At 63.4% G+C, this 23,233-nt stretch carries 14 protein-coding genes; 7 read left to right on the top strand and 7 right to left on the bottom strand.

Features of this window, described 5'->3' with window-relative positions:
• Positions 1–129 precede the first annotated feature (129 nt).
• The 7 genes from nifJ to dnaX form a co-directional block, all read right to left on the bottom strand.
• On the bottom strand, positions 130–3,669 hold the full coding sequence (gene nifJ, locus ACTNDJ_RS08105; RefSeq protein ID WP_441083522.1) for a pyruvate:ferredoxin (flavodoxin) oxidoreductase: 3,540 nt from the start codon (positions 3,667–3,669) through the stop codon (positions 130–132).
• 476 nt (positions 3,670–4,145) lie between these two features.
• On the bottom strand, positions 4,146–5,084 hold the full coding sequence (locus tag ACTNDJ_RS08100; RefSeq protein ID WP_441083521.1) for an FHA domain-containing protein: 939 nt from the start codon (positions 5,082–5,084) through the stop codon (positions 4,146–4,148).
• 3 nt (positions 5,085–5,087) lie between these two features.
• Entirely contained in the window at positions 5,088–6,929 is a 1,842-nt protein-coding gene (locus ACTNDJ_RS08095; protein ID WP_441083520.1) for a serine/threonine protein kinase, read from the bottom strand.
• The gene (locus tag ACTNDJ_RS08090) at positions 6,926–7,828 is read right to left on the bottom strand and encodes a hypothetical protein (protein WP_441083519.1); all 903 of its coding nucleotides are present in this window, start codon (positions 7,826–7,828) and stop codon (positions 6,926–6,928) included. The genes ACTNDJ_RS08095 and ACTNDJ_RS08090 overlap by 4 nt, the downstream gene beginning before the upstream one ends.
• A gap of 243 nt (positions 7,829–8,071) precedes the next feature.
• Positions 8,072–8,668 (bottom strand): recombination mediator RecR, encoded by a 597-nt coding sequence (gene recR / locus ACTNDJ_RS08085; RefSeq protein WP_099432550.1) that lies wholly within the window; start codon positions 8,666–8,668, stop codon positions 8,072–8,074.
• A 13-nt stretch (positions 8,669–8,681) separates the two neighbouring features.
• On the bottom strand, positions 8,682–9,002 hold the full coding sequence (locus ACTNDJ_RS08080) for a YbaB/EbfC family nucleoid-associated protein (RefSeq protein WP_427719331.1): 321 nt from the start codon (positions 9,000–9,002) through the stop codon (positions 8,682–8,684).
• Between the two features lie 221 nt (positions 9,003–9,223).
• Positions 9,224–11,722, bottom strand: a complete 2,499-nt coding sequence (dnaX, locus tag ACTNDJ_RS08075; protein ID WP_441083518.1) for a DNA polymerase III subunit gamma/tau — start codon at positions 11,720–11,722, stop codon at positions 9,224–9,226.
• A 115-nt stretch (positions 11,723–11,837) separates the two neighbouring features.
• Here dnaX and ACTNDJ_RS08070 point away from each other — a divergent pair, with 115 nt between their 5' ends.
• The 7 genes from ACTNDJ_RS08070 to pknB all read left to right on the top strand — a co-directional run bounded on the left by ACTNDJ_RS08070 (position 11,838) and on the right by pknB (position 22,892).
• Complete coding sequence (locus tag ACTNDJ_RS08070) at positions 11,838–12,563, top strand: hypothetical protein (protein WP_427719328.1); 726 nt, start codon at positions 11,838–11,840, stop codon at positions 12,561–12,563.
• A 144-nt stretch (positions 12,564–12,707) separates the two neighbouring features.
• Positions 12,708–14,561 (top strand): serine/threonine-protein kinase, encoded by a 1,854-nt coding sequence (locus ACTNDJ_RS08065; protein WP_441083517.1) that lies wholly within the window; start codon positions 12,708–12,710, stop codon positions 14,559–14,561.
• Entirely contained in the window at positions 14,558–15,565 is a 1,008-nt protein-coding gene (locus ACTNDJ_RS08060; protein WP_441083516.1) for an FhaA domain-containing protein, read from the top strand. Before ACTNDJ_RS08065 ends, ACTNDJ_RS08060 begins: the two co-directional genes overlap by 4 nt.
• A 6-nt stretch (positions 15,566–15,571) precedes the next feature.
• Positions 15,572–15,988 carry an FHA domain-containing protein gene (locus tag ACTNDJ_RS08055; RefSeq protein WP_055250779.1) on the top strand — a complete coding sequence of 139 codons (417 nt, stop codon included), beginning with the start codon at positions 15,572–15,574 and terminating at the stop codon, positions 15,986–15,988.
• A complete protein-coding gene (locus ACTNDJ_RS08050; RefSeq protein ID WP_441083515.1) occupies positions 15,985–17,922 on the top strand; it encodes a Stp1/IreP family PP2C-type Ser/Thr phosphatase in 1,938 nt (645 codons plus the stop codon). The genes ACTNDJ_RS08055 and ACTNDJ_RS08050 overlap by 4 nt, the downstream gene beginning before the upstream one ends.
• 16 nt (positions 17,923–17,938) lie before the next feature.
• Positions 17,939–20,809 (top strand): FtsW/RodA/SpoVE family cell cycle protein, encoded by a 2,871-nt coding sequence (locus ACTNDJ_RS08045; RefSeq protein WP_441041749.1) that lies wholly within the window; start codon positions 17,939–17,941, stop codon positions 20,807–20,809.
• Between the two features lie 133 nt (positions 20,810–20,942).
• Positions 20,943–22,892, top strand: coding sequence for a Stk1 family PASTA domain-containing Ser/Thr kinase (gene pknB, locus ACTNDJ_RS08040; protein WP_441083514.1), 1,950 nt, complete (start codon positions 20,943–20,945; stop codon positions 22,890–22,892).
• The last annotated feature ends 341 nt before the right edge of the window (positions 22,893–23,233 follow it).

The raw sequence follows: 23,233 nt of genomic DNA, 5'->3' as shown, positions 1-23,233 counted from the left end.
GTCGACACGCATAAAAAGCCTCCCATTTCTCATGTCCAAGAAATGGGAGGCAGTTCAGTGCGCAGCGGGGGTTCTTTCATGTCCGAGGACGTCCGCGAAGGTTAGCCCTCAGATCCTGCGGTGGGAGACCTAGGCCTCGTTGTACACCGTCTTAAGCTTCAGCAGGTGAGCGTAGCGGTCCATAGCGGCCTGCTCGTTCTCCTTGAAGAGCTCCTCGGCGCGCTCGGGGAAGGAGCGCGTCAGCGAAGCGTAACGGGCCTCGTTCATCAGGAACTCCTGATAGCCGCCCGCGGGCTCCTTGGAATCGAGCGAGAACTTCTTGCCGGCAGCAGCCTCGGGGTTGAAGCGGAAGAGGTTCCAGTAACCGCACTCGACAGCCTTCTTCATCTCGGCCTGGCAGTTCTGCATGCCGCCCTTCTTGATGGAGTGCATCTCGCAGGGGCTGTAGCCGATGATGAGGGACGGGCCGTCGTAGGCCTCGGCCTCGTGGATGGCCTTGAGAGTCTGAGCCGGGTTGGCGCCCATGGCGACCTGCGCCACGTAGACGTAACCATAGCTCATAGCGATCTCGGCCAGAGACTTCTTCTTGGTCACCTTGCCGGCAGCGGCGAACTGAGCAACCTGGCCCAGGTTCGAAGCCTTGGAGGCCTGTCCGCCGGTGTTGGAGTAGACCTCGGTGTCGAAGACGAAGACGTTGACGTTGTGGCCAGAAGCCAGGACGTGGTCCAGACCACCGAAGCCGATGTCGTAGGCCCAACCGTCGCCACCGAAGATCCAGAAGGACTTCTTGGTGAGGTAAGCCTTGTCGGCGAGGATCGCCTTGGAAGCGTCGCAGCCGCACTTCTCGAGCTCGGCAACGTAGGCGGCAGCAGCAGTCTTGGAGGCCTCGGCGTCGTTGACGGAGTCGATCCAAGCCTGACCGGCGGCCTTGAGCTCGTCGGACGGACCATCGGCAGCGATGAGCTCCTGGGTGGCGGCGATCAGCTTATTCTGGACGGCCTCGTAACCGATGGCCATGCCCAGACCGTGCTCAGCATTGTCCTCGAACAGGGAGTTGTTCCACGCCGGGCCGTGACCGTCCTTGTCCTTGCAGTAAGGAGCGGTGGCAGCGGGGTTGCCCCAAATGGAGGAGCAGCCGGTGGCGTTGGAGATGAACATGCGGTCGCCGGCGACCTGGGTCACCAGACGTGCATAAGCGGTCTCGGCGCAGCCGGCGCAGGAGCCGGAGAACTCCAGGTAGGGCTGCTTAAACTGGCTGCCCTTGACGTTGGCCGCGATGAGCTCCTTCTTCTCGGAGACGTTCTTGACCATGTAGTCCCAAACGGGCTGCTGATCCATCTCCTGCTCGGCGGGAACCATCTCGAGGGCGCCCTTGGGGCAGACCTTGACGCAGTTGGTGCAGCCCATGCAGTCGAGCGGGGACACGGCCATGGTGAACTTCATGCCCTTGGCCTTGGGACCCATGGCGTCGAGCGTACGGGTAGCCTCGGGCGCGGCGGCAGCCTCGTCCTCGGTCATCGCGAACGGACGGATGGTGGCATGCGGGCACACATAGGCGCACTGGTTGCACTGGATGCACTTGGTCTCGTCCCAGTGAGGAACGACCACGGCGACGCCGCGCTTCTCGTATGCGGAGGCGCCCAGCTCAAACTGGCCGTCGGCGCAATCGACGAAGGCGGAAACGGGCAGGCTGTCGCCATCCATGCGATCGATGGGCTCGAGCAGGTTCTTGACCTGCTGGGCGATAGCGGACTTGGTCTCCTCGGAAAGCTCGACAGGAGCGGCGTCCTCGGCGGTAGCCCAGTCGGCCGGAACCTCGAACTTACGGAAGGCGGTAGCGCCGGCATCGATGGCCTTGTGGTTGGCGTCGACGATGGCCTGGCCCTTCTTCATGTAGGACTTGGTAGCCGCGTCCTTCATGTACTGCAGGGCGTCCTCGGCGGGCAGGACCTTGGCCAGCGCGAAGAAGGCGGACTGGAGCACCGTGTTGGTGCGCTTGCCCATGCCAACCTTGGCGGCCAGGTCGATAGCGTCGATCAGGTAGACGTTGATGTTGTTGTTCGCGATGTAGCGCTTGGCCACGGCGGACATGTGCTCGGCGAACTCCTCGTCGCTCCACTGGCAGTTGACCAGGAAGGTGCCGCCAGGCTTGACGTCGCGGACCATCTTGAAGCCCTTGACGATGTAGCTGGGGTTGTGGCAAGCGACAAAGTCGGCCTTGGTCACGTAGTACGGCGAGCGGATCGGGGAATCACCAAAGCGCAGGTGCGAGACGGTAACGCCGCCGGTCTTCTTGGAGTCGTACTGGAAGTAGGCCTGAACGTACTTGTCGGTGTGGTCGCCGATGATCTTAATCGAGTTCTTGTTGGCGCCGACGGTACCGTCGCCACCCAGACCCCAGAACTTGCACTCGATGGTGCCGGGGGCTGCGGTGTTGGGCGCATCCTCGGCCTCGGGCAGGCTCAGGTTGGTCACGTCATCGACAATGCCGATGGTGAACTCGCGCTTGGGCTCGTCCTTCTTGAGCTCCTCGAAGACGGCAAACGCGGACGCGGGAGGCGTGTCCTTGCTGCCCAGGCCGTAACGGCCGCCGACGACCTTGATACCCGTCTTGCCGGCCTCGTAGAGAGCGGAGACGACGTCCTGGTAGAGCGGCTCGCCGATGGAACCCGGCTCCTTGGTGCGGTCCATGACGGCGATCTTCTGGACGGTCTCGGGGAGAACGTCCACGAAGTGCTTGATGGAGAACGGACGGAACAGGCGAACCTTGACCAGGCCGACCTTCTCACCGTGAGCGTTGAGGTAGTCGATGACTTCCTCGAGCACGTCGCAGAAGGAGCCCATGCACACGACGACGCGATCGGCATCGGGAGCGCCGTAGTAGTTGAACAGGCCGTAATCGGTGCCGAGCTTCTCGTTGATCTTCTTCATGTAGCCCTCGACGACGGCAGGGAGCTCGTCGTAGACCTTGTTGCAGGCCTCGCGGTTCTGGAAGAAGATGTCGCCGTTCTCATGGCTGCCGCGGGTGTGCGGGTGCTCAGGGTTGAGCGCGTGGTCGCGGAAAGCCTGGACGGCGTCCATGTCGCACATCTCGGCAAGATCCTTGTAGTCCCACATGGCGACCTTCTGGATCTCGTGGCTGGTGCGGAAGCCGTCGAAGAAGTTGAGGAACGGGGTCTTACCCTCGATGGCGGCAAGGTGAGCCACCGGCGAGAGGTCCATGACCTCCTGGACGTTGCCCTCGGCGAGCATGGCGAAACCGGTCTGGCGGCAGGCCATGACGTCGGAGTGATCGCCAAAGATGTTCAGGGCGTGGGAAGCGACGCAACGCGCGGAGACGTGGAAGACGCCCGGGAGCTGCTCGCCCGCGATCTTGTACATGTTCGGGATCATCAGGAGCAGGCCCTGAGAAGCCGTGTAGGTGGTGGTCAGAGCACCGGCGCCCAGCGAACCGTGAACGGTACCGGCTGCACCCGCCTCGGACTCCATCTCGACGACCTTGACCGGGGTGCCAAAGATGTTCTTGCGACCCTGGGCCGCCCACTGGTCGACATGGTCGGCCATCGGGCTGGACGGCGTAATGGGATAAATTCCCGCTACCTCGGTGTACGCATACGAAACATATGCGGCCGCCTCGTTGCCGTCCATAGACTTAAACTTACGCGCCATATACCCCTCTCCTCTCATATAGGTATACAGGCCCCGGCGATTACCGGGATGTTGGCGTGATGGGATTTTCGCTGTTGCTTCCAGTCATCTGACAGGCGGACTCAGCAGCAGGTACATGGCGTGGAGAGAAGGCATGCCGAGGCGAGGAGGCTGCACGCGCTCCACAGGCCCAGCTACCCGTCTTGCACATGATCGAGCGCCGCAAAGGCCGCATGCCGGATGCTCCCGGGCACGCCCCGGTGATGGGAAGCGCCCGCAACGGAAATCCGCATGCGGGTTTATTGTACCCCGCCGTCAAGTGTAATTTCGACAAATATAGGCGGGCGGTAAAGGTTTATCCCGAGCGACCATCAAGGGCAAAAATAATCCTTCCGTCACCGAGGGACCAAATGGCAGTTGCGGTGAAATAGGGACTGTTTTTGCCGGCCGTAGCCTTAAACAGTCCCTATTTCACCGCAACTTATTTAGGAGATGAGTCAGAGGGCGCCGAGGAGGATGGCGTAGGTTGTGGATTCTCCGAGCCTGAGCTCGTCACCGGGGTTGAGCTGAGCGGAGCGGCCGGGCTCGACCTGGGTGCAGACGTTCGTCGCGCCGTTTACCACCACGGTTCCGTTGGTGGACGACAGGTCCTCGACGTACCAGACATTTTGGTCATCGCACCACACGTGGGCATGGCGAGCCGAAACGTCATCGCCCACATCGGTGATATCGCCCTCCCCCGTCGCCAGCGCGCCGATCTCGACGCCCTCCTCACTCGGCTGAATCCAGCACGGGGCGCTCACCACGTAGCCGTTTTGCACGCGCAGCAGTCCCAACGGGTGCGCAGGCGCCGCCTCGTGCTCGCCCGTGACCGTCGAGGTGCTCAGCGAGCGCGGCGTCGACGTGGCGCCGCCACAGGTCGCATGAGCGTAGTCGAGGGCATAGGTCACCGACGAGCGGACATCTGCCGAGCAGCCCACGGCGACAAACAGCACCAGGATGGCCTCGGCGCGCTCGGCGGGCATGAGCTCAGCCGCCTGCGACAGGCGCTCGAGCGCATTGCGATAGAGATTCGTGTCCTGATGGCATTCCTCGAGTGCCCGCACCATGGGCTCGCCAGCGGGGCCGCACACCATGTTGGTCACGGCCGCGGCGTCCATGGGATTGCGGCGGCGCAGGGCCAGCTGCGACATAATGCGCGCGGCCGAGGTACCGTAATCGGCAAAATAACGTTCCTGCAGCGTGCCAACCGGCGCGCGCACGATAAAGCGCGAAACCCAAGAGCGATCGGCAGCACGGCTCTGCGGACTACGGCCGTCGACGAGCGGGCGGCTCGAGAGCACCAGGCCGCACAGTTCGATATGGCTCAGGTGCGCTGCGCGCTTAAAGATGTCAAACATTGCCCCGCACGGGGTGAGCTCAGCTTGAGAAGCCATGGCTTAGCCCTCCTTGGTCGCAGAGATAGTGTCGGATGCTTCGGCCGGCCCGCCAAAGGCGCGAGCAGCCGCGGCTCCGCCGGCAAGCGGCGTCGCCATGGAAATTTTCGCACGTCGCGCTGACACGACGGGAAGCTCAAAGGCAAACCCCATCGCCAGCAAAAACCACGTGAGCGCATAGGTTGCAATTAAGGCGGCAACGAAGCCGCTCGCTACGGCGCGCTGGGAAAACACGGTGCATGCAACCGCGATCAGCACCGGAACCTCGCAGGCAGAAAGCGCCAGTACGCCTTGCAGGAACCCCGTGCGACGATCGTGTGCCATGGCGCCGGCAGCGATGCCCACCATGCCCGGCGGTGCCAACGCCAGTGCGGCGATAATGGCCGGCAGCTTCCCGGACCACATAAGCGGTCCCACGACGAGCGTCACATGGGCGCCCGACGCCAACAGCGCAGCTGATACCACGACCACAGCCCAAAGCACGCCGCATACCGCCGTCGCACCAACCATCGCCGCACGCCGGGCCGTGTGCCCCGATACCTCCATCGGGCACGGCATGAGCGGCTCGGCGCGAAGCGAGCGGGCGACATTTTGCGCATAGTGGTCGCAAAATGCCGAGAGCGCCGCCTCCACCGCAGCCGGCTCGGGACGATCTTCCTGATGGCAGGACAGGCAGGCCATGACCACGTCGAACAACTGGGCATCGACAAATGCCAGCGCATCGCGCAGATCCTCGGAATTTGGATCGAGCCCCAGCTGCTGAGCCTGTTCGGCCGCGGCAAGTGCCACATCGGGCTCGCGTCGCAGCAGTTGCGTCAAGTCGCAGCCGGGCGCGTGGGCGCCAACGGGATAATCGGGCAGCGTATCCATCTTGAGGCGATAAGGGCTGGCGATATCGCACGTCTTTTTGCGCGAGCCCGAAGTACCCGACGCACCCGGCGCTACTTCGTACGGCGCGACACCGGCGATGAGCTCGTAGACCGTACTCGCCGCTGCATAGACATCGATTGCCGGCGACATGCGAAGCATGCGCAGGTCGGGAATATCGTCGGTGAGCATCTCGGGCGGGGCGTAGGCCACCGTCGCGCGGCGCAGCGTGGCATAGCGCTCGGTAAACGACGCCTTGCCGCCGGTGCCGGCCACCGCAGAGGCGGGCTCGAGCGCCAGCGAAGAGCCAAAGTCGATCAAGCACAGGTCGAAGGTGCCTTCGGCAAGCTGTCGGTCGAGCGGCAGGCGCGCCGTGCGCACCATAATATTAGCGGGCGAGATATCGCGATGGACGAACCCCTCGCCTACCAAGCTCATGCGGCAGAGCAGATCGAACAGGTCGCGACCCAAGCGCGCCGCCACGAGCGGCGACAGACGCCCGGCATCGTCCACGGCAAGGCGCGAGCGCAGGCGAGCGAGCGTCTCGCCCTCGACCCACTCCATGACAATCGCGGGCACGCCGTCAACCTCGCCCCATCCATACAGGCGGGGAAAGCCTCTAAGGCCCGAAAGGGCGCGATGGCATTCATATTCCTCGCGAAACGCCGCCTTGAACTTGGTGACCAGCGCCTCGTGGGCGACATCGTCATCAAATTCGTCGCGCGTTGGCAAGATGAGCTGCTTGAGTGCCACGGCCTCGCCCTGCGCGTTGACGGCACGCGTCACACGGCCGATACCGCCGCGGCGCATGGTGGCGTCATCGGCAAACAGCATCGTAAAACGGCGCAGGTAGGCGGGAAGCTCGTCCGGGCCCAGCGCAATGGCGGGCTCAAACCCTCCAACGCGCGCCAGGCGCAGGCCCACCATAGGGTCACGGCTGAGCGACTGGGTTGCCACAGAAGCAAGGCTATTCGTCATAGGGCGATCGCCGCCACTTTGGTATTGAAGTTGTTGAGCGCGACGTCGTCATCGCCATAATGCCCCACCCATTGGCACAGATTGGTGTAGCAACCCCATAGGTTGGCGTATTGCTGATACCACTTTGACTTGGGAGAAAACGTTTGCCGGCCAAACTCGGCACGGATGACAAACATATCGTTGGTCAGGCTATCGCACGGTCCGGTATCGCCCGTAGCGTTATAGGTCGAAACCACGCTGTTGGCGCGGGCGACATAGCCATCGAGCATGTTGTATTTGGTCACGAGCCAGCTGTGAATACTCTCCTCCTCGGCAGCCGAGAGACCACCCGAGCCCGTGTCGCCGCCGGCACCGCCGTCCGTCGAGCCATCACTCGAAGATCCACCGCCAGAGGCGGAGCCCGAACCGGAACCGCCGCCCGACGAATCGGAGCTGGAGCCAGACGAACCCGAACCGCCGGGCTGGCCTGCCTGTTGGGCGTCCTGCCCCTTCTGCTGCTCGGCCTTATTGACGACAGAAGCCACACTGTTGTTGGAAAGCTTCGTAATGACCTTGGTGTTGGTGAGCACGATGGTCTTGCCGTTTGCCAGCGTAACCTCGTTGTCCGATGTTTCTGGACTGTCCGCATCGTCGCCACCGAACACAACATGCGAGACCACGCTCGCCCACGCATATCCGGTTGTCGTTCCCAAGTCGCTTTTGGCCTTGCGCCCAATATGCAGCTCGCGCTCAGCATGCGCCTGTACCATGGACGGCACCGTCATGCCATAAGCCGAAACACCGGCTATGACCAGCACGAGCGAGCAAGACAGCAGCACGTACGCCCGAGGCGCCAGGCCCAGCCGGCGTCGAATGCGCACCGCGGCGCCATGCTTTGTCTGAGTGCTAGCGGGCCGCATGCGTTCTCCTCCAACAAAAACACGCCGCTTAAAAGCGGCGCATTCTTTCATATCCACATTTGAGTGTATCAGCGAACCCAAAAGGTTGTGCAACGAATGGGCAAATACGAGGTGCGAGTGGACCCATCCACGCGATAAGCGGATGAAAAGCAGGTTTGTTGTACAACAAATGCATGAACGCGTGCCCAATTATGAGCGCCCCGTGCGGCAGGCCGACGGGACATGCCGCGGAGCTGACGCCGCCTAGATCGCACGACGGGCCTCGATGGCACGGCCGAGCGTAAGCTCGTCAGCATACTCCAGGTCGCCTCCCACGGGCAGGCCGCTCGCCAGACGCGACACCTCGACGCCCAGAGGCTTGATGGTGCGGGCAAGGTAGCTCGCCGTGGTCTCGCCCTCAATGTTGGGGTTGGTGGCGATAATGACCTCGTGGATGTCCTCGTGGCCCAAGCGCGCCAGCAACTCGCGGATGTGCAGCTGCTCGGGGCCGATCTTGTCCATGGGGCTGATCACGCCGCCCAGCACGTGGTAGAGGCCGTGGTAGCTGCCCGTGCGCTCAATCGCCTGGACATCGCGCGGCTCACCCACCACGCAGATGCGGGTGGTGTCGCGCATCGAGTCTTGGCAGATGGAGCACTCGTCAGCGGTGGCGTAATTAAAGCAGCGGCTGCAAAAATGCACTTCCTGCTTAACCTCTAGAATGGCCTCGGCCAGGCGGCGCGCCTCCTCGGCGTCGGCCTCGAGCAGGTAGTAGGCGATGCGCTGGGCCGATTTGGGGCCAATGCCCGGCAGACGGCCCAGCTCATCGAGCAGTTTTTGCAGACTATGGTTGGCACTCATATATGTGCGCGTCTTAGAACGGCATGCCCGGGATGTTGAGGCCGCCGGCGATGGCGCCCATCTGCTTGTTGGCGAGCTCGTTGACGCCGCGGACGGCCTCGTTGACGGCAGCCATAATCATGTCCTGCAGCATATCGACGTCCTCGGGATCGAGCGCATCGGGGTCGATGGTGAGGTTGACGAGCTCCATCTCGCCGTTAACGGTCACCTTGACCATGCCGCCGCCGGCAGAAGCGTCGACGGTCTGGGACTTGAGGTTCTCCTGCGCGGCGGCAAGCTGCTCCTGCATCTTGCGGGCCTGCTTCATCATCTGCTGCATGTTCATACCGGCCATGATGGCTCCTTTACGTGTGGTCGCGCGACAAGCTGCAAGGGCAGCCGGGCACGGCGGGACTTTCAAACTCAAAAATCGTACCACGGCGCGGGGCATACGAGCGGGGCGGTCGCGCTAACTCAGTCGATGTACATGTCCTCTAGCGTGACGCGCCGCCCAAGACTATGCAAGGTCGAATTATGCAAGGTCTCACAACTCGGCGTATATACCCGCCCGCATAGTTACTCCACCGGCTTGAAGATGGTGGACTGGCCAAAGACACTACGTATGAGGGCTTTGGCCTCGTCCTCGGTCTGCGGGATGCCCGGGGCTGCGCCCTGGTGACCGAAAGGACTGCCAGCACCGGGGCTGGACTCCCAAGGGGCAGCGAGGGCGTCGTCACTTGCAGGAGCGGACGTCGCAGCCGCGGGAGCTGCGGCCGAAGCGGCAGGGCTGGGCGCAGGCGCCGCGGCAGGCACGTCGAACGGAGGAAGATCTTCCCCGCTCGCATCGCCGGCGAAGCCGCCGACCATGGCGTCGTCGTAGGGTACCTGCTCGGATTCCCATGGCGCAGCCTGCACAGACGGCTGAATCTTGGGAGCAGACGCGCACTCGGGCGCTCGGGGCGCGGGCTCGGTCGGGAGCTTGCCCGTGGCAGGAGCACCGGCAGGGTTGTCGGAGCGCAGCCAGGGGGCCTTGGCCAGGTCGGATGACTTGGGTGCAGGCGCGGCAGCGGGCTTGGACGCGGGGATCGGAGCAGCCGGTTTGGACACGGCGGGTTCAGTCACCGACGGGATCGGTGCCGCTACCGGTGCCGCTTTTGGCTGCGTCGCGCTGGCGCTCAAGGATGCAGGGGCCGCCGAGGACACGGGTTGCGGGTCCGCAGATGCCGCAGCCCGTGCAGATGGAGAAAGCTCCTCATGTTGAGGAGCCGGCCTGACACCCCCATCCAGAACATAGTCGACGGTGCGACGACCGAAGACCGCACTGACTGTCGGCAAAAACACCGCCTGTGTATCAGCACGCCCGAGCATCTTGATAGCAAATGCCGTAGGGAACGAGACCGTGAGCTTAGAACCATCGTCTGCCGTAGCGCGAGCGTTCAACAGGAGTGCCGCATAAGAAGGTTGTTGGGCCTTGACGCGCTCGACGACCTCGACCCATTTGCGCTGGAGCTCGCCGGCATCCTCGACCGCAGGGGTCTCGGCGGCGCCGGCGGCAGCAACCTGAGCGGCAGTGTTGGGCTGGGGCTTAGGCGCCGGCGCAGCGGCAGGTGCAGGAGCCGAAGCGGCGGTGGGCTGGGGCATCGGAGCCGGGGCAGGCTGAGGCGCAGACGCAGCGGGCTTGGGGGTCGGCGCAGGCTGCGTCGCCGGAGCGGCGGCGCCGCGATCCCAAGGCATGCCGCCCTGGCGCGCGGGCGTAGCAGTGGGAGCGGCGGATGCCACAGGGGCAGCAGCTCGGGCACCCGAGATCAGCGTCGGTTGTTGTGTCGCCACAGGTGCAGCCGCGACAGCCGCGGGCGCAGCACCACCAGCAGCAGCCACGCTCGCCGGCACCGCGGCGTTGGCGACCATGGCCTCCAAGCGTGCCACGCGCTCGGCCAGGGCCTCAATGGTCAGATCGGCCTCGGGACGTGCCAGGCGCGTGCAGGCGATCTCGAGCACCAGGCGCACGTCGCTCGCACCCCTCATCTCCAACGCGGCATCGTCGAGCACTGTCAGCACGCGGGCCAGACGGTCGGCCGGATGCCCGCCAAAGGCAGCGGCCTCGGCAGCAAGCGCCTCGGCCTGCTCGGCCCCGCCCTCAAACAGCTCGGCACGGGTACCGGCAACGCAGGCCACATACACGTCGCGCACGTGCGCCACCAGGTCGCGCGTCAGCTCAAGCAAGTCATTGCCCTCCTCGACCTGTGCGCGAATGAGCCCATAGAGTTCAGCAATATCATGCTCGGCGATGGCGCGGGCAAACTCGCCCAGGATCTGGTCCGAAACCTCGCCCAAAAGCGAGCGGGCATCGTCCGCATGCACGGCGCCGTTGCCAAAAACGCTCAGCTGCTCCAGCGTGGAAAGCGCGTCGCGCATGCCGCCCTTGGCATGGCGCGCCACGATGGCCAGCGCCTCGTCGTCGTAATCGAAGCCCTCCTGCTCGCACACGTAGGACAGGCGATGCTCGATATCCTCGTTGCCGATGCGGTGGAAATCGAAGCGCTGGCAGCGCGAGAGGATGGTCTCCAGAATCTTTTGCGGATCGGTGGTGCACAACACAAAGATCACGTGCGCCGGCGGCTCCTCGAGCGTCTTGAGCAGCGCGTTAAACGCCGCCGTCGTGAGCATATGGACCTCGTCGATGATATAGATCTTGTACTTGCCACGCACCGGGGCAAAGTTAACGGAGTTGATGATCTCCTCGCGCACATTGTCCACGCCCGTACGGCTTGCGGCATCGAGCTCGTAGACATCGGGGTGGTTGCCCTCGGCGATGAGCTCGCACTCTTCGCAAGTGCCGTCGGGCATGCAGCCGCTTGCGCCCTCGGCGCGCGCCGCCTCGGCATTGCGGCATAGCAGCGCCTTGGCCAGAATGCGCGCCATGGTGGTCTTGCCCGTGCCGCGCGGTCCGCAGAACAGGTACGCGTGGGACAGGCGTCCCTCGGTGATGGCGTGCTCGAGCGTCGAGACGATATGCTGCTGGCCCACCACGGAGTCGAAGGTGAGCGGGCGATACTTTCGGTACAACGATTCCATGGGTGCTCCCCCGGGTATACTGAGTCTTGTTGCCGCGACGGCCATGCGGTCGCACGGCATACTGCACTCATAATAACCCGTACGGCGAGCCCGCCGCGATAGGAGTCCAAAGAGCATGGCAGACGCAGAGAGCAACCTCGTTCCCTCCGAAGCAGCCGACCAGGTCGAGGTCGCGCTCGAGAAACAGGCAGCAGCCGACGACGGCATCCTGTACCTCAACGAGTATCAGTACGAAAACGACCTCGTCACCGACTTCGCCCGCTTGGTCGCCTCGCCCAGGCGTCGCGGCTCGCTGTATGTCGCCGCGGCAATTGCCGCGCTGCTCGGCATCGGCATGTTGGTGGCCGGCGGCAACTGGATCAAGTTTGGCGTCGTCCTGATCGTGTTCGGCGCCTTTTTGGCCTGGTGGAGCAAAAACCTGCACCACACGCTCGCCCGCGACTTTATCGACGCCGTCGAGGCCGACAAGTCCATGGGTGGCCGCTATCGCCGCGTCGCCGCCAACGAGGACGGCTTGATGGTTTGGGGCAAGAGCGGCAAGTCGCAGTTCTTCCCGTTTGAGAAGCTCGACCACGTACTCGACGGCGAGCGCATCTTTGTTGCCATGTTCGCAGACCAGGGCGTGACGATCCCCAAGGACACCTTTGTTCGCGGCGACGCCGAGCAGTTTGGCTCCTTCCTTAAGGCGCGCATCAACAAAAAGCTCCGCATCGAGACCAAGAAGAAGAAAATGAAGGCCGAGAAGGCTGCAGCCGAGGCCAAGCAGGGAGACAAGGCAGACAAGCCCCAGGACAACAAGGGCAAGCAGTGCAAGCAGAAGAAGGGCAAGAAGAAGCGCTAAGGCCAAGTCAGACAGGCAGCCTCGCATCCCGCTATCCTCCCCATGCACCAGAGCGTGCTACACTAGCAGCATCTATGCCACCGCGAATGGCTCGGCCCCGCGCCCGCCGCTCGCAAACGAACTTTAAACGCACGAGGGTTGGCCATGCCGCTTTTCTCGCAACATACCGCCCGGTTCTCGCCGGACGTCCCTTTGGAGGGCACCAGCTCTCGCGAGCTGCTCAAGCGGTACCAGCCGCTCGAGACGCTTGCGACCGGCGGTTTTGGCTCCATCGAGATTTGCCGCGACACGCACCTGCGTCGTCGCGTGGCCATTAAGCGCATCCCTCTTATCAACGGCTCCGGCATGCCCGCCAGCGACATCATGGATGTACTGCGCGAGGCACATACCGCCGCCATGCTTCAACATCCCAATATCGTGCAGGTTATCGACTTTACGCATGACACCGCCTATGCCTACCTGGTCATGGAGTATGTCGACGGCATGTCGCTGGCCGAGTTTTTGCATCGCGTGGACGGCCACTCGCTCACCTTTGACGAGGCAGCGACCATTGCCGACGCGTTGGGTCAGGCGCTCACCTTTGCCCATGCAAACGGCGTGCTTCATCTGGACATAAAGCCCGCCAATGTGCTCATTGACCACTCGGGCAATGTAAAGCTCACCGACTTTGGCATGGCGCGGCTGTCATCTGCCGGCGGCTTTGGCGGATCGCGCGGCGGCACCATCGGCTACATGCCGCCCGAACAGCTCGATATCGAGACCGGCACGGTCGACGAGCGCGCCGATGTCTTTGCCCTTGCCTGCGTGATCTACGAGGGCCTGTGCGGCAGCGCCCCCTTTATGGCGGCAACGCCTGCCGACTCGCTCGACCGCATCATCGGCGGCGCCACCTACCCCAGCGAGCTGATCCCGCACTTTCCTCCGGGAGCCGAGGCAGCGCTCATGAGCGCCCTCTCCCCTATGCCGCAAGACCGCCCCGATAGCATCGAGGTATTCTGCGACCAACTCCTTGCCGGCTTGGGGAGCGTGCGCGAAGGCCGTCGCAGCTTGGAGCAGATGGTAAGCGAGCTTTCGGACGACGAGCACGCGGCAGACGATATGGAGTCGCTGCCTTACGAGGATAACGCCATCGAAGTCGACCCCGCGCTCGGTTGGGCGGGCACGCGCTGGAGCTGCGCGCGCGATTACACCATGCGCGGTATCTCGGCACTAACGTGTGCAACCTTCAGCTTTTTGCTTATGCAGACAGCGGGCGTCGCGGCTCTTCCCGGGCTGGTCGCCGCGGCCATCGCTATTGGCGCGGCGGCAGGCTTGGCACCGCAGATCGGCTCGGCTATCTCGGCCGTGGGCTTTTTGATGCTCATGGCCAACGCCACCATGCAGGCGCAGGGCATCCTGTCGATGCTGCCGGTCGCGGTCATTTTTGCCGCCGCCATGTCCGGATGGTGGATTGCCTGGGGACGCACCGAAGCGGCCGCGAGCGCGGCACTCACCTGCGCGCTTGCGCTAGGTTGTCTAACCGGCGACGCCATCCTTGCCGCCGGGGCCGCCGCGGGCTTCGCGGCGTTTTGGCTCGGCCCGGCAAGCGCCGCTGCCGCCACGGGTATAGGCGCGCTTTTTGCCCGCCTGGCCGCAGCTGCCCTCCCTACGGGAGGCGTGCTGGGGCTTGGCAATGTCGCCGCAGCGCTGGGCGACGCGTTCCTCTGGGCCGCCTTCGCACTGATTGCAGCAGCAGCCGCGGCAACGTCGCTGCTGCTCAATGCCCATGCCAAGCGCGCCGAGCAGGGGTCAAACTTCGCCGCCATCGTCGCAATTGCCGTCGCCGGTATCGGCTCGGCCGTATCGTTTTGTCTTGCACACCATATGGAAATTGCCAGCCTTGCGGGCACGGTCGTCGCCAAGGCGGCGGTTGCGGGAATCCTATCCTCTATAATCGTTGGGATATGCCTGTATTTGCTCGGATACCAAAGAACCTATACGGAGAGTGATCTTTCGTGAACTTCCTGAACATCTTCGAGGACCACGTGGCCGGCATCTTCGGTGCCACCCGTGCCCCGTTCTCCTTTAAGAAGCTTGCCAAGCAGGCTGCTCGCGACATGGAGGATCAAACTCTGGTGATCAACGGCGTCAACACCGCGCCGGCGCTCTATACCATCCTGATCGCCACCGATGACGATCCCATGCTTGCCCCGTTCTATCCCGAGCTTTCGCGCGAGGTGCGCGAGTTTGTGAAGGCGCAGGCCGAAAAACGCCGCTACGTCTTTGTCGGCGAGCCCCTTGTTCGCTTTATGATCGACCCTCAGCTGCGCGCCGGCAAGTTCTCGGTCTTTGCCGAGAACGTCGACGCTCCCACGCTCGGCCGTCTGTACGAGGAAGAGCGCGCCTATCAAAATGGCCTGGGACAGAACAGCTCGGCCACAAGCCGTGCCGCAAGCGCCCCCCGCGCCGGTCAGCAGCAGTTTGCATCGCCGCAGCAACACCCGGCCGCCATGCCCCAGCAGCAGCCGACACCCCGCGCTGCCACTCCCGACCCGCTCGCTGTGACCGACCCCTTTGCACCCAATGTCCCCGATCCCGCAGCCCCCATCCCTGTGCCGCAAACCGTCTCGCGCGACGCACTTGCCGGTATGGGCGGAGCGGCTGCCACTGGCGCCGCCGTGGGCCTTGGCGCTGCGACCAGCATCGCCTCCAACATGGCAAGCCCCCGCGCCCCGCAGCGTCCGCTCGCCCAACTCGTCGACGTCGTGAGCGGCGAGAGCCACAACATCACCTCCGCGCAGGTGACCATCGGTCGTGAGCGCTCGGTATCCGACATCGCCCTGCGCGACCCCAACGTGTCGCGCCGTCATGCCCAGCTCACCTTTACCGGCTCTGACTGGTCGATCGAGGACCTCAACTCCACCAACGGCACGCTCGTCAACAACCGCCGCATCACGCGCTGCCCGCTGCGCAACGGCGATCTGCTAACGTTTGGCCTGAGCACCTTTGAATTTAGGGGTTAATCGCTTATGAACATCGATATCGTCCTTTTTGCAGGCCGCATCGTACTGGTCGTCCTGCTTTATATCTTCTTGTTCGCCGTCATGAAGACCGGCGTGGGGCTCGTGCGCGGCCAGCGCCGCGACTCTGCCATCTGGACGATCGATGTGGACAAGGGCCCGCGCGGCATCCGCGGTATTCACGTGGATATGCTTGGCCCCGTCATCGTCGGTCGTTCGCCGTCATCTGACATCTGCATCAACGAGCCGTTTGTCTCTGCCTCGCATGCGCGTTTTTCGCTGCAGGGCCCGGCACTTATTATCGAGGACCTCAACTCGCTCAACGGCACCCTTGTTAACGGCCGCCAGCTGGTGGAGCCCGCAACGCTGCGCGAGGGCGACGAAGTCCAGATTGGCGACGTGGTCATGAAGGTGAACCGTCGATGATCGACGAGGAGAACAAGTCCGCAACCATGTCCGAGGCGCTGGCTGCCCCCGCGGCCGTGCCGGCTCATGCCGCCCCGGCGGGCCCTGCGCCCGTGGAGCCCGAGGACACCGTGTTCTCCCTGCCTCTTTCGCATGTAACGCAAGACCATCCAATGCCCATCGATGGCCAGGATGAAGATAATTCCACCGATGCCCCCATCGGCGCGCACGCCGTTGCCGATCAACCTTCGGCACCGGAAACTACACCTGCGCCGGCCCACTTTGCCGAGTCTGTCGCCGCGGCAATCGATGAGAGCGCCGCGGTGTTTTTGGCCCCCGAGCCCGCGGCACCGGTGTTTCCCGTAGTTCCAGCACCCTCCGCAGCGCCCGAGCCCGCATCTACACCGGCACCCGCGGCGGCATCCTCCCCCGCGGCCGCATCGGCGCCCGAGGCCGTGCAGCCTACGGCCGAAGAGATGCCCGTCACAGCGACGGAGGACGCCTCTCAGCCCCACAGCACGCCCGCGCCCGCGCACTTCGCGGCACCCGAGCCCGCAGCCGTCGCCCCGCAAGACGAAGAGCCTGCCGACAACACAACCGAAGTGCCCGCCACGTCTAAAGTCGACGATCCGAGCAACGAGGCCAACGCCGTCTCGCCCGGCGACACGGCCGAGATTGATGTCGCCGCCGTGGAGGCCAAGCTCAAGGACCCTGGTTCGACCATGAGTTTTGAGCCGCTGGCCGACGAGCGCATCGAGACCGATTCGACCTACGATGCCGGCACCACCACGCAACTCATGTGGGGCGCCCGCTCCGATGTTGGCTGCGTGCGTCCGCACAACGAGGACTCCTACCTGGTACAGTCGCCGCTCTTTTGCGTGTGCGACGGCATGGGTGGTCACGCCGCCGGCGAGGTAGCCTCCTCCATCGCGGTCGAGACCATCGCCAAGACGGCGCCACAGGCTGCCGACGCCGCGCGCCTAGCCGCAGCCGTCGAAGCTGCCAACGCCGCCGTCATCGAGGCCGCACTCAACGGCCTGGGCAAGCCCGGTATGGGCTGCACGGCGACCTGCGCCTATATCGAAAACGACATGCTCGCCATCGCCCACGTGGGCGACTCGCGCGCCTACCTGCTCCACGAGGGCACGCTCATCCGCGTGACCCGCGACCACTCCTATGTGGAGGAGCTCGTGGACGCTGGCGAAATTACGGCCGACGAGGCGCGCGTCCATCCCAACCGCTCGGTTATCACGCGTGCGCTGGGTTCGGACCCCGCCATGTATGCCGACCACTTTACCCTGCACATCGAAGAGGGCGACCGCCTGATCCTGTGCTCGGACGGCCTTTCGAGCATGATTCCCGATAGCGAAATCGAAAACATCGCCACGCAATCGTCTACGGCGCAGATTTGCGTCGACAACCTGGTGGACGCCGCGCTCGCTGCCGGCGGCCACGACAACGTGACGGTAGTCGTTGTGGACCTGGTCGACGACGGCGTCATGCGCGAGGCGAAGCGTGTTCGCCGCCGCAACGTCACCATTGCCGCCATCCTGGGCATCGCTTTTGTGCTGGCGGCAGCCATCTGGGCCTACGCGGGCGTCACCGGCTCGTATTACCTGGGCACCTACAAGGACACCGTCGCGGTCTACCGGGGCATTCCCGGCAAGCCGCTCGGCCTTAAGCTGCACTGGCTCGAGAGCACGACCGCCATCAAGCTATCCGACCTACCCGAAGACACGCAGAATCGCCTGAAAGCAGGCATTCCGCAAACGAGTGTTGACGACGCGCAGGACACTATCTCCAAGTACCGTCATCAAATCGATGAGGAACAGACCCGCCAGGTGATCGACGCGCAAACGATTCGCGACAACACCGACCAGGAATCGACTTCCAAATCGAATTCCGAAAAAACCGCCGAACAGTCCGCCGAGGCCGAAGCCTCCGATAAGAATTAGAAAGGGAGTGCCGCTTATGAGTCGCCGCAACACCGAAATGCTCTTGCTCATCGCCTCGGCGTTCCCCGTCATCCTGCTGTATGCGATGTACGTGCTCACCGCAGGCGCTTCCATCTCGTTTGAAACGCTCGCCGTGCCGATCGGTCTCTTTGCCGCCTTCGCCGCGGCGCATATCGCCGTGCGCATCCTGGCGCCCGGTGCCGATCCGGCCATCCTTCCCATCGTCTTTGTGCTTTCGGGCATCGGCATCACGTTCGTAACGCGTCTGGCACCCGCCCTCGCCATCTCGCAGCTCGTCATTCTGTTTGTCTCGGTGGCACTGATGGTGGGCACGCTCGCGATGATCAAGAATCTCGATGTGGTCATGCGCTACAAGTACACCTTTGGCATCATCGGCATCATCTTGCTGATGCTGCCCATCTTTATCGGCACCACCATCTCGGGCTCCAAGCTGTGGATTCGCATCGCCGGCTTCACCATCCAGCCCGGCGAGTTCGCCAAGATTTTTATCGTATTGTTCTTGGCCGGATACCTAGCCGAGAACCGCGAGCTACTCTCCATCTCCAATCGCAAGATCTTGGGCCTCAAGGTCCCGCGCCTGCGCCTGCTGCTACCGCTGTTCGCTGTGTGGGGTGTATGCCTTCTGGTCGTTGTCTTCGAGCGCGACTTGGGCTCCGCCGTGCTGTTCTACACCATCTTCTTGCTGATGCTCTACGTCGCCACGGGACGTTTCTCGTATGTCGTCATCGGCCTTGCGCTTTTGGCAGTGGGTGCCGTGGGCGCCTACAAGTTCCTGTCGCATGTCCAGGTACGTTTCCAGATCTGGGCCGACCCCTTTAAGGATGCCCAGGGCCAGGGCTACCAGATTGTGCAATCCCTTTTCTCGTTGGCTGACGGCGGTCTTATCGGCGTTGGCATCGGTAATGGCATGGCCAATAACATCCCCGTCGTCGAGTCCGACTTCATTTTCTCGGCCATCGGCGAGGAAATGGGCCTTTTGGGCGGCGGCGCCGTACTCGTCCTGTTTATGCTCTTTGCCGTGCGAGGCCTGACCACGGCCGCCCGCGCTAAGTCCGACCTTGCCGCATTTAGCGCCACGGGCCTCACGGCCGCCATTAGCTTCCAGGCCTTCTTGATCGTTGGCGGCGTTACCCGCCTGATTCCGCTGACCGGCGTCACCCTGCCCTTTATGAGCCAGGGCGGCTCCTCGCTGCTGGCGAGCTTTATCATTGTCGCGCTTTTGCTGCGCGCCGGCGATGAGGCCACCGGTCGCGAAGCCGAGCTCACCGGTACCGGTACCATGGCCGCCATCACTGACGACCAGGTCGCTTCTGCCGCGGCGCATGCCGGCACGCGCTTCGCTTCTTCGTCTTCCTACGGCCGTGGCAGCCACTCCACCGGCTCGCGCATGCGTCGTCGCCTGCTCGATACGCCCGAATCTGGCGTGCTCGGCCGCGTGGCGCTCGCTAACCGCCTAACCCGCGCGGTGTTTGCCTTTACGGCCCTGTTCGCCATCCTCATCGGCAACCTCACCTATGTCCAGGTCATCAAGGCCAAGGATTACCAGGATATGCCGACCAACAATCACACCATCGCCCGTTCCAAGTACATCCAGCGCGGCTCCATCATCACGTCCGACGGCGTGACGCTGGCCGAATCGCTGCAACAGGAGGACGGCACCTACGTACGCTCCTACCCTAACGGCAACCTGGCCGCCCATGTGGTTGGCTATGTGAGCCAGCAGTACGGCACCGCCGGTATCGAGAGCGTGATGAACGACACGCTCACCGGTTCCAAGGATTACTCCAGCTGGAACAACGCCATCGCGTCGCTCGCGGGCCAAAACCAGCCGGGCAACACCGCCAAACTCACCATCGACTCCCGCATCCAGACGGCTGCCGAACAGGCTCTCAAGGGCTTTAAGGGCGCCGTTGTGGTCATGGACCCGCGCACTGGCGCGGTGCTCGCATGTGCCAGCTCGCCCACCTACGACAACACCAACATCGACGCCCTGCTGCAATCGGGTGGCGGTGAGGACGGTTCTATGTACGACCGCGCCATGGACGCCCTCTATACTCCGGGCTCCACGTTTAAGGTCGTCACGCTTTCGGCGGCGCTCGAGTCCGGTGCAGCGACGCTCGACACCACCTATAGCGCTCCGGCCGAGATGGAGATCGGCGGCGCTGCCGTCACCAATGCCGACGACATCGGCTACGGCACCATCTCGCTCCGCCGCGCGTTTGCCGTGTCGTCCAACGTCGCCTACGGCCAGCTGGCCCGCGACCTCGGCGCCGAGACGCTCGTCAACCAGGCGAACGCCTTTGGGTTTGGCCAGTCGCTCGGCCAAGACTTCTCCACCACGCCCTCCATCATGCCCGACCCGTCGGTGATGACGGAATGGGAGCTCGCCTGGGCCGGCGCCGGCCAGCCCGTCGGCATGGACCACACGCCGGGTCCGCAGACCACCGTCATGCAGAACGCCGTTATCGCGGCGGCCATCGCCAACAGCGGCGTCGTCATGGACCCGTTCTTCGTTGCCCAGGTGCTCGCCCCAGACGGAACCGTGGTCAAGACCACGCAGTCCCGCTCACTGGGCCAGGCCGTCAGCGCCACCACGGCCGAACAGGTCAAACAGGCCATGCTCGACGTCGTTCAATCCGGCACCGGCACCGATGCCCAGATTCCGGGCGTCAAGGTTGCCGGCAAGACCGGCTCTGCCGAGATCGTCGGCACCAAGGTCAACTCGATGTTCGTCGGTTTTGCGCCTTACGATTCACCCACGGTCGCCATCTCGGTAGCCTTGGAGGATTACGACAAGCACGACGTCGAGGCGGCAAAGATCGCCGGCATCGTCCTGACCGCGGCGCTTGCCGCCCAGGGAGCGTGATGCCCGTGATTGATGCGCAAGCATGGGGCGTGCCGCGGCCGATAACACTAGCGGCAATGCGCCACACGGCCCCAGCGGCCTCAAATTTGGTACTACACACATCGTTGAGCGAATAGTCATGTTAGGAGCAGGAATGGAACAGAGGGTCCTCGGGGGAAGATACCTCCTCAAGGATAAGGTAGGGACAGGCGGCATGGCGACCGTCTACCGTGCACAGGACCAGGTCCTCGACCGCACGGTAGCTATCAAAATCATGCTGCCGCAATATGCCGGCGACGCCACCTTTGCTGCACGCTTTAAGCAGGAGGCCCAGGCAGCCGCCGGCCTCTCCTCCCCCTATATCGTCGGCGTCTACGATTGGGGCAAGGACGGCGACACCTATTACATCGTCATGGAATACCTGCGCGGCACCGACCTTAAGAGCGGCATCAAGAGCCACGGCGCCCTTGATCCCAAAAAGGTCGCTCAGATCGGCTCGCAGATCAGCTCCGCACTTTCGGTCGCCCACAAGCACGAGATCATCCACCGCGATATTAAGCCGCAGAACATCATGGTGCTGCCCGACGGCAACATCAAGGTCATGGACTTTGGCATCGCGCGCGCCAAGAACAGCCACCTTACGCAGGACAACAACGTTTTGGGCACCGCCCACTACGTAAGCCCCGAGCAGACCCGCGGGCAGGATCTAGGCCCCACCTCGGACATTTACTCGCTGGGCGTCGTGATGTACGAGTGCGCCACCGGCCGCGTGCCTTTCGACGGCGACGATGCCATCTCGGTCGCACTCAAGCAGGTCAACGAGCTGCCCGTGCCGCCGAGCCAGATCAACTCCGGTGTCGATGCCGATCTTGAGCGCATTATCCTCAAGTGCATGGAAAAAGATCCGGCTAACCGTTTCCAGACGGCCGACGAGCTGCGTCAGGTGCTCAACAGCTACCTGTCTGGTCGCGCCGTCAACGTGCCGGAGCCTACGCGCGTTATCGGCGCCGTTGGCGACCTGGGTGCCACCAAGACCCGAGAGCTATCCGACCAGACGCGCGCCATGGTACGCCCCGTCTCGGGCGTGAGCGGACAAAATAACGCTCGCAGCTCCGTCTCGGGTTCAACCGGCTCTTACGCCACCGAGCAGCCCAAATCCAACAAGAACAAGATCATCGCCGCCGTAGTTGCTGCGGTAGCCGTAATCGGCGTCATCGTGGCCTTTGCCACAGGGCTCTTTGGCGGCGAGCAGGTCACCGTGCCCGACGTGCTGGGCAAGGATCAGCAGACTGCCGTCGAGCTGATCAAGGAAGCCGGCCTCGAGCTCGGCACCATCGACCAAAGCTACAACGACGATGTCGACGAGGGCAAGGTCGCCGAGCAGACGCCCAACGGCAACACCAAGAAGGCCAAGGGCACCAAGGTGAACCTGGTAATCTCCAAGGGCCCCAAGCCCTCCGAGAAGGTTGAGGTTCCCCAGCTCGTTGGTCTGACCAAGGACCAGGCAGAGGCGGCGCTGGCAAGCGTCGGCCTTAAGGGCAATGCCACCGAGGAAGCCAACGAGGCCGAAAAGGGCGAAGTCTTTGAACAGGGCACCGATGCGGGCAAGGAAGTCGAGAAGGGCACGACCATTTCGTACAAAGTCTCGAGTGGACCCGACACCACCTCCGTTCCCGATCTGACCGACATGACCGAGGCTCAGGCACGCAACGCCCTCGATATGGCCGGCTTCGGCGTCGATGTGACCTACCAGGAGAACGATTCCGTCACCGAGGGCACCGTCATTAGCTGGAACCCCAGCGGTAAGCAAAAGCCCGGCGCCACGATTACCGTCGTCATCGCCAAGAAGTCCGGCAAGGCAAACGTTCCGGGCAACCTGTACGGCAAGAGTATCTCCTCCGCCGTCACCGCGCTCAACAACGCCGGATTCTACAACATCGCATTCTGCGATCAGAACGGCAACCCCGTGAGTGGTAACGAAAACGCCACCGTGACGGGCGTCTCCCCCACTGGCAAGCAGTCCACCGACAGCACGATCACGCTGACGGTTTCGATTTCTGGCTCTGGCACCGATTCAGGCGACGATTCCGGCACGACCAACTAGTCATCGAGACATTGCCCACAGCAGCTGATGCCACAAACATATTCGCTCACAGGCGCCCGCTTGCTCCCCCAGCAAGCGGGCGCTTTCTTTATCCGAAGCAGTGAAAACTACGGTATGCCTTTAAACCAGAAGAGCCCGGTACCGCAGTGGTACCGGGCTCGATATTGCTCTGGTGCCCCCAGGCGGATTCGAAAACTCCCCCGCGGGGAAATCGGTGACGCGGGTGTCGACGGCCCGAATCCGGCGAGCGCGACATGGCCTGCAGGGGACTGACCGAGCACTCGGAGAGCGCCGGTTGAGCCGACGCCGAGAAGACGCGATCGACAGGGGGCGTCGCACGA

The organism is Collinsella sp. HCP3S3_D1 (assembly GCF_052064015.1).
Lineage (GTDB): Bacteria > Actinomycetota > Coriobacteriia > Coriobacteriales > Coriobacteriaceae > Collinsella.
This window is presented reverse-complemented; position numbering and strand designations above follow the sequence as displayed.

What these genes read in the sequence shown, in the direction of transcription:
- nifJ (WP_441083522.1), bottom strand. Translation starts at nt 3,669, where the DNA reads ATGGCGCGTAAGTTTAAGTCTATGGACGGCAACGAGGCGGCCGCATAT.
- ACTNDJ_RS08100 (WP_441083521.1), bottom strand. Translation starts at nt 5,084, where the DNA reads ATGGCTTCTCAAGCTGAGCTCACCCCGTGCGGGGCAATGTTTGACATC.
- ACTNDJ_RS08095 (WP_441083520.1), bottom strand. Translation starts at nt 6,929, where the DNA reads ATGACGAATAGCCTTGCTTCTGTGGCAACCCAGTCGCTCAGCCGTGAC.
- ACTNDJ_RS08090 (WP_441083519.1), bottom strand. Translation starts at nt 7,828, where the DNA reads ATGCGGCCCGCTAGCACTCAGACAAAGCATGGCGCCGCGGTGCGCATT.
- recR (WP_099432550.1), bottom strand. Translation starts at nt 8,668, where the DNA reads ATGAGTGCCAACCATAGTCTGCAAAAACTGCTCGATGAGCTGGGCCGT.
- ACTNDJ_RS08080 (WP_427719331.1), bottom strand. Translation starts at nt 9,002, where the DNA reads ATGGCCGGTATGAACATGCAGCAGATGATGAAGCAGGCCCGCAAGATG.
- dnaX (WP_441083518.1), bottom strand. Translation starts at nt 11,722, where the DNA reads ATGGAATCGTTGTACCGAAAGTATCGCCCGCTCACCTTCGACTCCGTG.
- ACTNDJ_RS08070 (WP_427719328.1), top strand. Translation starts at nt 11,838, where the DNA reads ATGGCAGACGCAGAGAGCAACCTCGTTCCCTCCGAAGCAGCCGACCAG.
- ACTNDJ_RS08065 (WP_441083517.1), top strand. Translation starts at nt 12,708, where the DNA reads ATGCCGCTTTTCTCGCAACATACCGCCCGGTTCTCGCCGGACGTCCCT.
- ACTNDJ_RS08055 (WP_055250779.1), top strand. Translation starts at nt 15,572, where the DNA reads ATGAACATCGATATCGTCCTTTTTGCAGGCCGCATCGTACTGGTCGTC.
- ACTNDJ_RS08050 (WP_441083515.1), top strand. Translation starts at nt 15,985, where the DNA reads ATGATCGACGAGGAGAACAAGTCCGCAACCATGTCCGAGGCGCTGGCT.
- ACTNDJ_RS08045 (WP_441041749.1), top strand. Translation starts at nt 17,939, where the DNA reads ATGAGTCGCCGCAACACCGAAATGCTCTTGCTCATCGCCTCGGCGTTC.
- pknB (WP_441083514.1), top strand. Translation starts at nt 20,943, where the DNA reads ATGGAACAGAGGGTCCTCGGGGGAAGATACCTCCTCAAGGATAAGGTA.